The 13,872-nt window shown below is 67.1% G+C and carries 15 protein-coding genes and 1 pseudogene; 5 read left to right on the forward strand and 11 right to left on the reverse strand.

Annotated features, from left to right (window positions below):
- Positions 1 to 578: 578 nt before the first annotated feature.
- From APZ21_RS07740 to APZ21_RS07755, 4 genes are all read left to right on the forward strand, one after another.
- Positions 579 to 929 (forward strand): hypothetical protein, encoded by a 351-nt coding sequence (locus APZ21_RS07740; RefSeq protein ID WP_054812533.1) that lies wholly within the window; start codon positions 579 to 581, stop codon positions 927 to 929.
- On the forward strand, positions 926 to 1,993 hold the full coding sequence (locus APZ21_RS07745; protein WP_082392916.1) for a pentapeptide repeat-containing protein: 1,068 nt from the start codon (positions 926 to 928) through the stop codon (positions 1,991 to 1,993). The genes APZ21_RS07740 and APZ21_RS07745 overlap by 4 nt, the downstream gene beginning before the upstream one ends.
- A 141-nt stretch (positions 1,994 to 2,134) precedes the next feature.
- Complete coding sequence (locus APZ21_RS07750; protein WP_156370821.1) at positions 2,135 to 2,392, forward strand: hypothetical protein; 258 nt, start codon at positions 2,135 to 2,137, stop codon at positions 2,390 to 2,392.
- Positions 2,389 to 2,691, forward strand: coding sequence for a hypothetical protein (locus APZ21_RS07755; RefSeq protein WP_054812536.1), 303 nt, complete (start codon positions 2,389 to 2,391; stop codon positions 2,689 to 2,691). Before APZ21_RS07750 ends, APZ21_RS07755 begins: the two co-directional genes overlap by 4 nt.
- Positions 2,692 to 2,873: 182 nt before the next feature.
- Here the strand turns inward: APZ21_RS07755 and APZ21_RS35025 are convergent, their stop codons facing one another.
- The 4 genes and pseudogenes from APZ21_RS35025 to APZ21_RS07775 form a co-directional block, all read right to left on the reverse strand.
- Positions 2,874 to 3,152, reverse strand: a complete 279-nt coding sequence (locus APZ21_RS35025; RefSeq protein ID WP_307586949.1) for a transposase domain-containing protein — start codon at positions 3,150 to 3,152, stop codon at positions 2,874 to 2,876.
- A 253-nt stretch (positions 3,153 to 3,405) separates the two neighbouring features.
- Positions 3,406 to 3,579, reverse strand: a pseudogene (locus APZ21_RS32815) (transposase domain-containing protein); the annotation flags it as partial.
- Between the two features lie 45 nt (positions 3,580 to 3,624).
- Positions 3,625 to 4,500 carry an alpha/beta fold hydrolase gene (locus APZ21_RS07770; RefSeq protein ID WP_054812539.1) on the reverse strand — a complete coding sequence of 292 codons (876 nt, stop codon included), beginning with the start codon at positions 4,498 to 4,500 and terminating at the stop codon, positions 3,625 to 3,627.
- A 183-nt stretch (positions 4,501 to 4,683) separates the two neighbouring features.
- Entirely contained in the window at positions 4,684 to 6,066 is a 1,383-nt protein-coding gene (locus APZ21_RS07775) for a three-helix bundle dimerization domain-containing protein (protein ID WP_156370823.1), read from the reverse strand.
- A 473-nt stretch (positions 6,067 to 6,539) separates the two neighbouring features.
- On the opposite strand from APZ21_RS07775, the gene APZ21_RS07780 reads away from it, so the two are divergent.
- Complete coding sequence (locus APZ21_RS07780) at positions 6,540 to 7,742, forward strand: FAD-dependent oxidoreductase (protein WP_239476533.1); 1,203 nt, start codon at positions 6,540 to 6,542, stop codon at positions 7,740 to 7,742.
- A 60-nt stretch (positions 7,743 to 7,802) separates the two neighbouring features.
- On the opposite strand, the gene APZ21_RS07785 is transcribed toward APZ21_RS07780, so the two are convergent.
- The 7 genes from APZ21_RS07785 to APZ21_RS07810 all read right to left on the reverse strand — a co-directional run bounded on the left by APZ21_RS07785 (position 7,803) and on the right by APZ21_RS07810 (position 13,640).
- Positions 7,803 to 9,569 (reverse strand): hypothetical protein, encoded by a 1,767-nt coding sequence (locus tag APZ21_RS07785; protein ID WP_054812605.1) that lies wholly within the window; start codon positions 9,567 to 9,569, stop codon positions 7,803 to 7,805.
- A gap of 119 nt (positions 9,570 to 9,688) precedes the next feature.
- A complete protein-coding gene (locus APZ21_RS07790; RefSeq protein ID WP_082392927.1) occupies positions 9,689 to 11,146 on the reverse strand; it encodes a S8 family serine peptidase in 1,458 nt (485 codons plus the stop codon).
- Between the two features lie 210 nt (positions 11,147 to 11,356).
- On the reverse strand, positions 11,357 to 11,587 hold the full coding sequence (locus APZ21_RS07795) for a hypothetical protein (protein WP_239476534.1): 231 nt from the start codon (positions 11,585 to 11,587) through the stop codon (positions 11,357 to 11,359).
- A gap of 71 nt (positions 11,588 to 11,658) precedes the next feature.
- Complete coding sequence (locus tag APZ21_RS07800) at positions 11,659 to 11,970, reverse strand: hypothetical protein (RefSeq protein WP_054812543.1); 312 nt, start codon at positions 11,968 to 11,970, stop codon at positions 11,659 to 11,661.
- Complete coding sequence (locus APZ21_RS07805; protein ID WP_239476535.1) at positions 11,970 to 13,067, reverse strand: hypothetical protein; 1,098 nt, start codon at positions 13,065 to 13,067, stop codon at positions 11,970 to 11,972. The genes APZ21_RS07800 and APZ21_RS07805 overlap by 1 nt, the downstream gene beginning before the upstream one ends.
- A 1-nt stretch (position 13,068) precedes the next feature.
- On the reverse strand, positions 13,069 to 13,323 hold the full coding sequence (locus tag APZ21_RS35515) for a hypothetical protein (RefSeq protein WP_239476536.1): 255 nt from the start codon (positions 13,321 to 13,323) through the stop codon (positions 13,069 to 13,071).
- Between the two features lie 5 nt (positions 13,324 to 13,328).
- Positions 13,329 to 13,640 carry a hypothetical protein gene (locus APZ21_RS07810; RefSeq protein WP_054812544.1) on the reverse strand — a complete coding sequence of 104 codons (312 nt, stop codon included), beginning with the start codon at positions 13,638 to 13,640 and terminating at the stop codon, positions 13,329 to 13,331.
- Positions 13,641 to 13,872: the final 232 nt, after the last annotated feature.

Genomic DNA, 13,872 nt, shown 5'->3' on the forward strand with positions numbered 1-13,872 from the left:
ACATTTCGCCCTCGCTGTCGGTGGCCCTGGTGATACTGGTCGATGGACAACTCGGCCGACCGGCCGCCAACTGGCAGGAGCGGTGTGGGCCGCACCGCTGCGGTCGCCAACCAGCGCGCCCCGCGCCGCAACGCCCGCAACTGCACGACCCGCGGCGACCGGGCCGCGCAACCGTCCTCCCCCGCCCCAGCACGGCACACGATGCGCCGCACCGGACCGGAGGCGGCTATCAGCGACTCAACGGATGGACTACCCGACGCGGCCGCTCCGGACGCACCGTCCACTCCGCCGATGGCCAGATCCGAATCGAAGACCTCGCATGACCACATAGCCGGGATCGACCCCCGCGATATCGAACGGCCCCCGGTGCGCGCGAACCCGGGGGCCGCTCCATGTCCCGGGCCAGACCCGCCGAAACCCCTACAGCGCGACGACCTCTCGCTTCAGGACTTGGTGGGTACAATCCGAACGAGCATGTGCGCCTTACCGAGTGCTGTTGCCGCCGCTGGATCATAATTGGGTGATTTCGGGGGCTCACGATCCCCCAACGTTTCGTGGAGATCGGGGGTAGATCGCCGGTGGACTGGCGTATCGCTGTGCTGGCCGGTGCAGCTGGCGGGTTGGTCGTCGAGGCGGTCGCGTTTCTTTCCAACCTCACCGAGTACCGGCAGGCACGTATGGAGGCACGGGCCACGCGAGAGAACGTGTTACCTCACTGGAATCGGTTCTTCGATCCGCTGGCCGATTCCGCCGCCGCGGGTACTCGACTCCTCCTGGGAGCTGTGGCGGCGGGCTTGTTCCACGGCCAGGTCACCACCTTGATGGCTGCTGTGGCAGTGGGAGCGGCGGCTCCAGCGCTGTTCGGTCAGATCGGCGCCGCGAAGTCGGTGCGAGAAGTGACTGAATTGACAGAACAGAAGTCGGGATGAACCGCACGAACGTCGCGACTCGATACTGGATCTCGCTCACCCGACTGACTCCGCCCGCCTCTGGCACACCACGCGGGCGAGACGGCTATACCTTCCTGCGTCGATACTGGGCATCGCTTACCCGCTACCGGCTTCCAGAACAGCCGACAGATCCGATCAGCACGAGACCGATCGACACGGACCAGACTCCTTTGGACGGGCCTGGCACGGACCTCGTCCGCGCCATCGTGCCCCACGCGAACCTGGCTGGCGCAATTCTCACCGGCGCGATCCTGCACACCGCGAATCTGGCTCACGCGAACTTGGCAGGCGCGAACCTGGCCCACATAACTCTGACCAGCGCTAACCTGTCGCACGCGAATCTGTCCAACGCAGAACTGACCGCCGCGAACCTGACCTTCGCGAACCTGGAGGGCGCGAACCTGCGCGGCGCGAACCTTGACGGCGCGAACCTGACCAAAACCCACCTGCGCGACGCGACCTTGTCCGAGGCGACCTTGTCCGAGGCGGATCTGTCCGGTGCGGACCTGATCCGCGCGGACCTGAGATTCGTGAGACTGATCCGCGCGAACTTGTTACGCGCGAACCTATCTCGCGCGACCATGCATGGCGCAAACCTCACCGCCGCGAATCTGACCGACGCGATCCTGATCGGCACGGACCTGTCCTACGTGTATCTCGCCGAAGCGAACCTGTCCGACGCGGACCTGTTCAGAGTGAATCTGTCCAGTGCAAACCTCACCGCCGCGAACCTGACCAGCGCGACACTACGCATCGTGGACCTGTCCGATGCGGACCTGACACGCGCGAACCTGACCGACGTGAATCTGACCGGGGCGAACCTGACCAGGGCCGACCTGACCGAGGCCGACGTGACCGGGGCAGACCTGACCGGCGCGAACTTGCCGCAGATACACATGCTCGTAGCTTTGAAATGGTCCAGCAAGACCCGATGGGGCCGACACAGCGGTGAAATTCGCGCGCGGTCGATCGAACAGAGCCGCGGCGCCTACATCTTGAATCCCGTCACTGGCCAGCCTACGAGAACTCTCGTAATGGGCTAATACAGTTTTCGACAGTTTTTCCGACACCGGTTCGGCCCATGGGGTCCAGATTCGCGAAATCCGGCGCGAGCGTTCGGTCCTGATGCAGGTACTGGCGAGTACTGCCTCGACGAGGATGGCCAAGAGAGTATGCTTCAGAGTATGACCACAAGGACGACGATCACCATGGACGACGCGCTGTTCGCGATGGTGCGCGACGCGGCGGGCTCGAACGTGTCGGATTGGATCGCGAAAGCGTGCAGGTCTCGACTGCTGGCCGAGGACGCCCGGGCTTTGGCGGCGTGGCAGCGCACGCATCCAGGCGAGACCGCTGACGCGTATGCCGAGGCCGAGGCCGAACGTGAAGCCCGTGACCGCGCCGACGAGGAAGCCGCGCGCCGCCGCGGGGACGCTGCGTGAGCGATCTGCGGCGCGGCGATATCTGGACCTACCAGGGCATCGCCCGGACCAAGACGGTCTTGGTGATCACCGCCGACGAACTGAATACCGCGGGCCTGCCGATGACGATGGACATCACCGATGTCCGCCCCACCGGTGTGCGTGCCATGCTGGCCACCCCGCTGCCCGAGCGCGGCTACATCCTGGCCCGCTCGTTGATGCAGGCCGATCCGGACCGCTTCCGCGACTACCTCGACACCGCCCCCGCCGAGATGCTCGACCAACTCGGCATCGCCGTACGCGCGATGCTCGACCTGTAGCGCGGCGGTCGAGCGGTTCGAAGGATTTCCGGGCTATCAAGATCGAACCGTCTCCGGATAAGGCAGGCACTCGCGTATGCCGGAACTTTTCGCACAAGCGCCGGGCTTGATGTGTCAGCGACCCTCGAGACGCATACCCGCACCATAACCGGGCGCGGGGTGTCGGAATTCCGTGTGGTCGGCTACGACGAGTACGGCCGCGTGCTGATCGAGCCCACCCTCGACACCGCCATCAACCGGTTCCCGGTGCCGTACTCGGAATCGGCGCTGTCCGCGATCGAGACCGAGACCGGACAGACGGGCCCCGCCCACACTCCCCGATACCCGATATCAGCGAACAACGCCCCGGCCAGCAGCAGATACACCACCACCCGCGACGGCAGCAACCGCACCCACGACTGCACCGCCCCGGTCGCTTCCAACGCCGCGTCGACCAGTCGAACGACACGATCCGGGTCAATTCCCCCAGATGCCCCGGCGCGAACACCCCCTCATCAACCGGCGACGAACGATCAATGACACACTGAACCGACAGCGGAACTCCTCGGGCGAGCAAATTGTCTTGGCGGACAACACCTCTCTACCAGCAGTTCCGCTGTCTCATATCACCGACCCGCCGCGTCGACCCGCAGATCGTGGTGAGTCGGCCCCGGGTAGCTTCAACACGTCGTCCACCGACGGGAACTGGAACGTCGGGGGCGAATACCCTGTCGCGAAATACGCCATCACCCGCGCCGGCAACGCCCGACTCCGCTGCTGCGTCCGCCCTGCCTCGGCGATCACCGCGTCCACGACATCGGCAGGGAAAACCCTGGTCAACAACCCCACCGACACCAAATCCGACAACCGACGATCCGACACCGGCTTCACCCAACCACCGCGAGGCACACCCAGCACCGGACACGAAACACCCTTAACTGAACGGTATTGGGATTAAACGTCGTCCTGTCGGGTTTCGGGTCCATTCGAGTGTCGGGAAACGGCGCGAATCACCTCGCGCAGGCGCGGCGCGAATCCCGCCGGGTCCTCGATGAATCCGCCGTGACCGCCGGGGAAGATGACGGGCTCGACGCCGAGCGCGGCGGCGAGCGCGCGGCTGGTGCGATCGCAGAGTTGTCCGGCCGAGGTCGCGCCGATGCCGACGACGATCCGGGTCGGCGCCTCGGTGAGCGCCGCGAAGTCGGGCGTCCAGTCGACGGTTGCGAACATCTCGTGGGCGTACCAGTACCGCTCGCCTGCGACCTCGGCCGGATGGCGTTCACCGCCGAACATCTGCGTCAGCGCGGGCTCGGGTATCTCGATGCCTGCCTGCGCGAAGAACTTTCGCCATCCGGCGATGACATCGCCCGCACAGTAGGTGTCGATGAGGTCGCGGGTGCCCGCCCGCAGGCTTTCACGGTCGTCGAGCAGATTTATCAGCGGGGCTTCGTGGGCTACCACCGCGGTGACGAGGTCGGACGCGTCCTGCGCCAATGCCAGCGCGCTCACCGCGCCGCCGCTGGAACCGAAGACGACCGCCGGTCCGGTGCCGACATGCGCGATCAGCGCCGCGAGATCCGAGCCGCGCAACCGCGGGGTGGAGTCGGCATCGGGATCGTCGAGCGGACTGCGCGGCTGACCGCGCGGATCGGTGGTGAGCACCGTGTGGTCGGCGGCCAGCAGGTGGGCCAGCGGGGCGAAGGGCGCGCTCGTCATCGGCGCGCCGACCAGAACGACGAGCGGCCCCGCACCGCGAATCTCGTAGTACAGGCGCGCTCCGGGAACATCGAGGGTGTTCTCGGCTACCGGGGCGGCCGGAGTGCTGGTCATGGTCTCTCCCATCGGACGACGAAACGGTTCACCGGTGTCGACGGAACGCGGCCGCGGAATTCATCGGCGCACACCGGAGCTGTTCGGCTCCGGCTCGGGGCGGACGGCGGCGACGGCCTCCGAGGTGCTGCCGCGGCGGCCGCGGGCCGTGGATTCGCCACCCGCCCGACCATGATGCCCGGATCAATTGTAGGACTTGGCGACTCCGTCGAGGAGATGTTCGAGGGTGTCATAGGTGGGGGTCTCGACCACGTCGATCAGGTCCGCCGCGACCGGCATACCCGTTGTGGCGGCAGCGAATTCGGCGGCATCGCCGGTGCGGAAGCCGTGTTCGGCGGCCAAGCGGCGCAGTGTCCGGTCGTCGGTGAGCAAGCGCCCGAGCCGGTCGCCGCCTGCCCGCAGCGGGACGAGCGTGTGCTTGGACAGCACCGTCGGCGACGGATACGCCAGCACCATGCCCGGCGTGATCCGTCCGCGCGCGCTCGCCTCGATGAATTGCGCCTCGTAGATGAGCGCCATCGGGGTGGCGCCCATACCGTAGGTCAGATACTCCTGGAACGGCCCCTCGCTGGTGTTCTCGGTATATCCCTGGCCGACGAACAATTTCGACACGGTGGGCAGTACGGCCTGTTCGGCCGGACCGCCCTGGACGATGGCATTGTCGTTGGCCACGAAACTCGCGATCGACAGATACATGGCCGCCGAATTCGAGGTCCGCGGGTCGGTGGTGGAGACCAGGATGTTCTTGCGCACCGGATAGGCGGTGTTGCCGGGCAGCTGCGCCCATTCGGTATTCGCGCGGACCAGGTCCAGGTAGCGGGCGATCCCGAATTTCGGCACCGGTCCCGGTGCGATGACGCCGGCCGCGGTCAGCAGGTCGACGATCGGCTGGAAGGTGGCGATCGCCATCGGCGAGGAGAACGGCGTGTACTTGGCGGTTATATTGCGCGCGCGCAGGATGCGCTCGGCCACGGGCGTGCTCGACGGAAAGGCGAAATCGAATCCGTCGAGGTCGATGGAGGTCGCGATCTGCCGGGATCCCGCCGCTTCGACCTGCACCCCGATGCCGTGGGCCGCCAGCGCGTCCGCCACCCGGGAATCCCGGAAGAAGGCCATCTTCTCCGACCCCACCACACCACGCAGAACGCTCGGCGGCGGCGCGTCCGAGGCCGTCGCCGGTTCGGGGTCGCCCCCACGGCGCACACCCACCCCAACCGCGACGGCCGCCACCACGGCCGCCGCACCGCCGAGAATCAGCGCGTCGCGCCGACTCGGCATCGGCAGTGCGCGTCCGGCGTCGCCCGTGGTGACGGGTGCGGGTGTGGTCGACTCCTCGGAATCGGTTGTCGCGGTTTCGGGTTCGTCGGATGTGTCCAGTTCCCGACGGGCCGTTCGCTCGATGAGGATGGGCACGAACTCACGCACGGGACGTCCGGCGAAACTCTGCCGGGCCCGTTCCACGGCCGTCCGTATGCGCTCCGGGGAGTGCGTCGTGCCGTAATCGTCGAGCAGACTGCTGGTCAACCGGCTGATCGCCTGTTCCTCGCGCACCGTACCGACCGCCACCGCATCTCCCTCGACCAGACCACCCACGGATTCGCGCCGCACCGGGCGAGCGCGAGCCGAAACCTTACCGTCGTCCTCCCGGAAGTGATACTTCGACCGCTCCACCCTCCACGGTCGGAATCGCTGCGGCACTTGATATCTCATGTATCACGTGCTCGCAGGTGATGACCGGCGATCCGACGAGAGATCCAACCCTGCGGTCGGCCCGGATGCCCGTGGTCGTCCGAAAGAAGTTCGCGCGGCCATCGGTCTCCTGTCATCGACTGTTGCGCCTGCGTTCACGGCCGACCGTGGACGCCGCCGCGACGGAGTCGTCGTCCCGAAGCGGCGTCACATGGAGCGAGCCGTGGCCCACGACGCAGCGGCCGCACACCCGCGACACCCGATCCACGTACGGAGACGGCCGCACGCCGTCGTGTGGTGGTTTCATGTGAGGTGATCGAACTGCCCGGCATCGGTAGAGGTGGTGGAAGTTGAGCACAGGCGATAGATCCCGAAACGGTGTCGTTCCAACGACATCGGCACGGCGGGTGCTGGTCGTCGGCGCGGGCGTCGGCGGCATATCCGTCGCACGGGCGCTGCTGCGCGATGGTCACGACGTGACCGTGTTCGAACAGGCCTCTGCCGTACGAGCCGGTGGCGGCGCGGTCACCATCTGGTCCAACGGCGCGAAGGTGCTCGGGCAACTCGGCGTCGACATGTCGGGAGCGGGTCAGTTGCTTTCCCGGGTCGAGGTGTCCACCGCGTCCGGGCGCCGCCTCGCCGTTATCGACGTGGCCGCGCTGAGCACCGACCTCGGAGCGCCCACCCGCATGGTTCCGCGGCGGATACTGCTGGAACGAGTGATGGACGGCTTCCCGCTCGGCCGCATCCGGTGCGACTCCCGCGCCGTCGCCGTGACCAATACCACGGACGGCGTGCGAGTCGACTTCGCGGACGGCACCTCGGCCGAGGGCGATCTGTTGATCGGCGCGGACGGCCAATACTCGACCGTCCGCGCGACGTTGCGCACCCCGGGGCCGACGCCGACGGGCTGGTGCAGCTGGCAGGGGCTGGTCGAGATCCCCGACCTCGCCGACAGCGATGTCGCCGTGATCATCATCGATGAAGGCGGAAACTGCGGTTTGTGGCCCGCGGGCAACGGCAGCCTCCAGTGGTGGTTCGACCTGCCCTGGTCGCCGGATCTCCGACGACCGGACTCCCCCATCGACGTCATCCGATCCCACTTCACAGGCTGGTCCGAGGACACCGACCGCATACTGGCCGAATTGACCGACGACCACCTGGCCCTGTCGCCGTTCCCCCACTTCCGCCATCGGATACTGCGTGAATGGGGCCGAGGCCGATTCACCCTCCTCGGCGACGCCGCCCACACCATGCCGCCCACCCTCGCCCAAGGCACCAATCAGGCACTCCTTGACACAATGGTGCTCCGCCACGCCCTCGCCTCCCCGCGCACCGTTCCCCAAGCGCTGCGCTGGTATGCCAAGACCCGCCGCCGCAGCGTCGCGGCGGTCTCCTGGCTCACCGCCCGCCAGGTCTCCCACGGCGAATCCGCCATGAAGCCTGCCGCACTACTACCCCCCGGCCTGGCAACCCGCGCACTGACGAGTTTCCTTCGCGCGACGAGCCATTCCGGCATGTCCTCGGCCGCGCGACCGGAAGACGGCGGCTAGTTCTCACGTGCTGGGGTCCGCTGACGGCGGGTATCCAGTGTGAACCGTCCCCTGGGCGTCTCAGAAGTCGTAGGAGGCGACACCGATCGGCCCGACCCCGATGCAGAGGTCGAGTCCCGGTGTGGTCGGGCCGATCCGGATACCGGTCCCGCTGCCGACGACCCGGACATAGACGGTGTTCAATCCTTTGCGCACCGGCACACTCACCCGACGGCCGTACTCGAGCCCGACGGTCATACGCCCGTCACGGTCGGCCAGGTAGTTGAGTTGGGCGGTCCATTCGTGTTCCAGCATCGGGCCGTCCAGTGGCAGCAGTGACGGTTGGGGGCCGTTCACACGGTGGCCGCAATCCGGTTCGGGGCCGGGGATGATGCTGCGGTTCCACCACACGACGGCGTCGACCATTCGGCCGCTGTCGGTGATCATGCGCAGGCGCGGGGTGGATTCGGCGAACAGGCCGGGCGGGGCGATGGGAGCGAGTACCCGGTCGGCGAGATTCTCCGGGTAGGCCAGCGGGTTGAGTACGTTCCACGGAACCTCTTGGTCGAGCAGCGGTACGCCGTCCCAGCGCGCGAGTTCCGAACGCAACGTCGTGAGATAGGGTTCGGTCGGCGTGATCCGCCAGGACTGCACGAAGGTGTAGGTGGAGACGAGACCGCTCACGGCGAACAGTGCGGTCAGGCTCGCCACGACGGATGCGTTCGGCGACTTCGCCCGTGGGCGCGGGCGCGCGCACAGGACGAGCGCGGCGGCCGCGGTCGCGACCACCGCGGCGTCGGCGAAATAGCGCAGCGACTGCATCAGTTCACCCGCGGTGTTCGGGCCGCTGCGCGCGACCGCCACCGGCAGTTCCGCCAGCAAGACGTAGGCGGCAGCCGACAGCCAGACCGGCAGCACTCGCTGTCTCACCCACACCGTCCACACCAGCAGCGCCGCCACCGCCGCCCACGCGAGCGCGACCGCCCATCCCGGCGCGTCGGCCCACGGCATGGACGGCAGCCACCGCTCCCATGCCCAGGGACCGCCAACCAGCGCGGGCACCAGACCCCGTGCGGTCGCCCCGGGCAGCAGCGAACGCACCTCGCCGGGACTGCGCTGCTCGCCCATCAGGTCGACCACCGTCAGATAGACCGCCGCCCAGCCCACGAGCGCGACCATCGACCCGACCCACAACGCCGCCCCGCGCCGGGCGACCGTCCGCAGCGGCCGCGTTCGACGCTGGACATAGAACAGCAGTACCGCCACCGCGAAGGCGACCCCGGGAATCACGACGGCCTTCTCGAAGAATCCCGAAGCCACCACGAGCACCGCCACGCCCGAGACCGCGTAGCGCACGCGTCCGGTACGCACCAGCAGCACCGCGTCGCCGACGACCCAGGCCAGGGCGAATTGCAGCGGCAGCGCGTTGAGCGCGGCGGCCCACCAGGCGAACGCTGTGACCGTGAGCGGTGTGAACAGGTAGAACACGAACGGGACGAGGATTTTCCAGCGCCGCCCGATCAGGACGATCAGCATGCGCAATACCGCCAGCGATGCCGCGGCCTGCAAGCAGAGCAGCACGACGACCGGTCCCGCCCAATTCAGGGGGGCGATCGCGTTCGTGGCCCAGGTGAGGGCGAATGCGAACGGCATCAAATGGCCGTCGTGGTCGGACAGCAGCAACTGTTCCGACAGCAGCGGAAAGCGGGCCGCGCGGCTGACGAGAATGAGATCGTCCCAGTAGAAGTAGCCGCTCCCGGCCACCCACCACCGCACCGCGAGTTGCGCGACCATCAGGACGGCGGCGACGGTGAACAGCCGCGCCCGCCCGCTCGGACGGTCGAACATCCGGCCGCCCGGCGACCTGCCGCCGTCCGATTCGGACGCGGGCTCCGAGCGGGTCGCCAGCGCGATATCCACGGCATCCCACCCTAGCCATCCCCGCGCCCGTGTGGACCGAGGGCGGGTCAGCGCGTGGCCTCCCCGGCGAGGTCGCGGATATCGGGCAGTGCGCCGATGCGCTGGACCACCGGTCGATCCGGTGCGGACTGCTGCGCCGAACCGGTGGTTCGCAGCAACTCGCGGATCTCGGCGGGGCCGCGTCGACCGGCGCCGTGTGCCGCGATGCCCTGACTGCACGCGATGGCGCCGACGACGATCGGCGACGCGCTCGAGGTGCCGCTGAAGACGTCGGTGTACCAGTAGTCCTCGTCGCCGCCGCCTTGGAGGTCGCCGTAGCCGGTGGCGGTGACCTCGAGTCCCCACGCCTGGACGTCCAGGCGTGAACCGTAGTTGGAGAAGGCAAGCCGGGAGCGGGCCGGACCGTGGTCGTTGCCGTGGGTACCCCGCGGCGGTGCGCCTGCGCCGACCAGGATCGCCCCGGAGTCCTCGGCGCCGCCGCGGAACGGATTACGCCAGGTGGAGGGGAAGTCGGCGGGTCGGACGTCGTAGAGGTCGGCATCGAGATCCTCACCGCCGTTGCCCGCGGCCGCCACCACCGCGATGCCGCGCGCACCCGCGTAGCGGATGGCGGCCAGATCGTCGGGCCACCATTCCACGGGGATATAGCCCATCTGATCCGGGCGGTTGCGGAAATCGCGGCGGGGTCCGGGGCGGTGCAGTTCGAGCAGGATCACATCGCCGGGCGCGAGCGCGTCGGCGGCGGCGCGAACGGCCGCGGCCGAGCCGCCGCCGAAGATGGACACCGCTCGGATCGTGGCCTCGGGCGCGATACCGGTGATGCCGAGACCGTCGAGGTCACCGCTGATCACCCCCGCGACCGCCGTGCCGTGATTGCGCCAGCCCGCGTCACCGGTCGATTCGCCACCGATCACCCCGCCCTGGTTGCCGGTGAGATTCTCGTGGGTGAACCGCCACGCGCCCTCGATATCGATGACCCGCACACCGGCGCCGCGTCCGCCGGGGCGCGTCCATGCCCACCGCGCGTTCACTCCCCGCGGCGCGGCATCCAGATAGCCTTGGCGCGCACCGAAATCCGGGGTCACCGACGGCACGGGCGCGAGGTCGCGGTTCGCGCGGTGGCCGGGCGCGATCGGTAATTCGGTGGCCGGTTTGACATACGCGCCGTCCACCACCTCGTCCTCGCGCAGCCGCCGCGCCACCGCCTCGGGATCGACTCCCGCGCCGTGGACGGTGAAATAGTTCAGGTACTCCCCCGCCGCGGACTCGCGTTCGGTCGCGACGAGTCGGCTGCGCACCCGGTCGGCGGGACCGAAGATCCGGGTCAGCCGCGCGCCCGGCGGCAGCAGTCCGGTGAGCCGGGCTTCGGCGGCGAGACTGTCGCGCAGCACACCCGGCGCGACCGAACCGGACCCGCCGTGGGTGACCACGATCAATTCCGCGGGCGCGCACAGCACCCTCGAAACCGAGGGGACCGAACTGCGGCGCTGATCGGTGGGTGTCATCTTCACAGTGAACCCGCTGCGCGTGCCCGGTGCCAGTCGAATCCTCGATCGTGTCGCCGAATTCGGTCGCGCCCTGTGGAACCGGACAGTACGGCGGTTTCACCACGACGCGTGCCCGTTGCGGCGGTGAAATCGGTGGCGCACGGCCCGGGGGCGGCGGCGTTGACGAGGACCCCGTCCCGGGGTGCATCGCGTGCCGCGAGGACAGTGCTATGTGAAGGTGGCACCGAGCGCGAGTCCGACGACAAGTCCTGGGATGGTCAGCAGAAATCCGGCAAAGGCGATGATCATCCCGACACCCGTGCGTCGCAGACTGTCTCTTATCGGAAGTTGTGCCGCGCTGAGCGCGACGAGTAGCGCGCCAACGATCGGTGGCCCGGCGATGAGCCAGGTGGCGTCGCGGGGCGCGGTGCCGGTGTAGGGCAATGAGATGCAGGCCATGCCTACAACGACAGCGACGAACGACTCCGGCCCGAACCATTCCTGTCGTACGTATCTCGACGGCAACCCGCTCATATCGTTGCCAACCAGACGAATGTGACAAGTGCACCCGCGGCCGAGACACCGGTCGCTGCCCCCAATGTTCTCGCAGTGCCATGGCGAGCGAGCAGGGCGCCGGTCATCGCCGTCACTGCAACGATGGTCGCGTAGATCCAATGTCGCGACAGGTCCAATGATGGGAAGATTCCGTCGATCACGCCGGCGATCAGCGAGAAGACAACGACCTGCGACGTCACGGTCAACGGCATCGACACCGTGGCCGTCTGCCAGAAGGTCGAGTCCGACAGCACACCGGCGTGGTCGGAATCGAGGGGGTTCCCCATCAGCGGACCACCACGGTGGTCGGTGGCTTGCTGGTGCTGCCCAAGGGGGTCGGTTTGTTCCGTTCCCAGTCCGTGTCGCTGAAGTCGGCCTTGAACGGCTCGAACATTTCCTTGCCTCCTCCGACCTCGTGGAAAAAGGGCAGGTTGGTTAACGGGCCCCATTGGCTGCCGGAGTTGGCAGCATCGATCAACACCGGTCGGCTGTTGCCTGCGGAATTGTCTTGGTAGATCTCCATCGACGGATAGTTCGTGATTTCTCCACCCGCGACCACTCTCGGTGTGCCGGGATTGCCGCTGGATGGTGAGATCACAAGTTCGCCATTGACCGCGTGCCCGGTCAGGTCCGAACCCGGTGGCGCGAACGGGTTGGCGGCGTCGTATTGGATCAGGACCGAACCGTTGGGCAACTGTTGAGCAGCTACCTCGGGTTCACCGACCTTTACCTCGCCGCTGGTGGTCACCGATGGGTTCTGGCGGGTGATGATGAGGCCATTCTCGTAGTCGACGTAAGTGACCACACGTGCGTGTTCGGGATCGAAGTTCGGGTCCTCGGACCGATTGTCACCCATGTCGTACTCGGGAACATTGAACACCTGAGCGGCGGGAATAAACGCGGCGGCACGAACGATCCCCTGCCCCGGTACCGGTTCGATCTTGGCGACCTTGATATTCGGTTGCACACCTTGGTATTTGGGGTCGTAGCTGTTCGGATTCAGCGCTTCGGCAGTCTTCCAGTCGGTCGTGCTCAACGGCGCTCGCGCGAACACTTGCGCAAACGCTGCCGCCGAGGTCCGCAGGCGATCCGGATCCGCCCGTGGGTCTTGTTTCCTGGAGTCAGCGATCGCCGCGGTCGCTGCGGTCAACGCCGCTTCCGGAGCCGAGACATCGAGATCCTGATTGGCTTGCGCGATCTTCGCACCCCATCGGGCATCTGCATCGGTGAGAGCCGCGACCATGCCCGCGAGCCTCGAAAGCTGCACTCCCGATTCGGAGTTCCAATCCTTCACACCGCTGACTGTCCAGTCGTCGGCGACACTGACCGGGGCAATGACATGGTGCTGGAAGATGGTCCGGATTTCGGCCAACGGATGTGCCATATCACGCGCTGCGCCCGCTGCCCCCCGCGCCGAGGTCATCATAGGCGGTTGCGATCGCACGCATCTGGGTCCGTTCCCGATCGGCCTTGTCCTCGGCCGCCTGCCCGGCGTGACCGTTCCACACCAGATCATCATGGATCGTCGAATACATGCCGTCCGACGCCGCGATGATCGCATCAGCGATCTCGGTCGCATGCCCGGCGATAGCCTGTAATTCCGATATATCCCAACTCAAGACCTCGTTCGGAGTGGCCATCCGGGTCACCTCCCCCCAGCGGAGTTGATATCCCCGACAGCGGCGATGCGGGTAGCGGCATCGAGGTCTGAATCGCGGAAGGTCTCCGCCGAGATAGCCAGCACGCTGGCGAACTGGTTGAAGCGGGCCTCGAGCACGTCCTTCGCGCGTCGACTCAACGGATCCGATCTCCGCAACGCCGCGCCGACAATCGAACCTTTCAGCTTGTCCGCCATCGGAGCAGCAGCTAGGAACGGAGCGCCATCGATCCTGTCGGGAAGCGCGGCCAACGTGCCAGCGGCTGCCCGCAAACTGTCCGGATTGACCTCGAACGACATGATTACCCCTCCCCGACAACCAATGAAAGCATCGAACGGCCAGCTTATCCTGCGCCTATCAATGCCCTCAATACAGACGATCCAGGCACACAGATAGGCGTAGACGGTCGCGGCTGACACGAATTCTTGGCGAGTAGAGAATTTCGGTTCGCCACGGCGGCACGGTCTCGAAGTTGTGTGGCTTGTTCGGTGGGTGATGCGGGTTTGCATCGGTGTTGGCGCCGCGGTCTTG

It is taken from the genome of Nocardia arizonensis, from assembly GCF_001310275.1.
GTDB classification, from domain to species: domain Bacteria; phylum Actinomycetota; class Actinomycetes; order Mycobacteriales; family Mycobacteriaceae; genus Nocardia; species Nocardia arizonensis.

What these genes read in the sequence shown, in the direction of transcription:
- APZ21_RS07745 (WP_082392916.1), top strand. Translation starts at nt 926, where the DNA reads ATGAACCGCACGAACGTCGCGACTCGATACTGGATCTCGCTCACCCGA.
- APZ21_RS07750 (WP_156370821.1), top strand. Translation starts at nt 2,135, where the DNA reads ATGACCACAAGGACGACGATCACCATGGACGACGCGCTGTTCGCGATG.
- APZ21_RS07770 (WP_054812539.1), bottom strand. Translation starts at nt 4,500, where the DNA reads ATGACCAGCACTCCGGCCGCCCCGGTAGCCGAGAACACCCTCGATGTT.
- APZ21_RS07785 (WP_054812605.1), bottom strand. Translation starts at nt 9,569, where the DNA reads ATGTTCGACCGTCCGAGCGGGCGGGCGCGGCTGTTCACCGTCGCCGCC.
- APZ21_RS07790 (WP_082392927.1), bottom strand. Translation starts at nt 11,146, where the DNA reads ATGACACCCACCGATCAGCGCCGCAGTTCGGTCCCCTCGGTTTCGAGG.
- APZ21_RS07795 (WP_239476534.1), bottom strand. Translation starts at nt 11,587, where the DNA reads ATGGCCTGCATCTCATTGCCCTACACCGGCACCGCGCCCCGCGACGCC.
- APZ21_RS07800 (WP_054812543.1), bottom strand. Translation starts at nt 11,970, where the DNA reads ATGGGGAACCCCCTCGATTCCGACCACGCCGGTGTGCTGTCGGACTCG.
- APZ21_RS07805 (WP_239476535.1), bottom strand. Translation starts at nt 13,067, where the DNA reads ATGGCACATCCGTTGGCCGAAATCCGGACCATCTTCCAGCACCATGTC.
- APZ21_RS35515 (WP_239476536.1), bottom strand. Translation starts at nt 13,323, where the DNA reads ATGGCCACTCCGAACGAGGTCTTGAGTTGGGATATATCGGAATTACAG.
- APZ21_RS07810 (WP_054812544.1), bottom strand. Translation starts at nt 13,640, where the DNA reads ATGTCGTTCGAGGTCAATCCGGACAGTTTGCGGGCAGCCGCTGGCACG.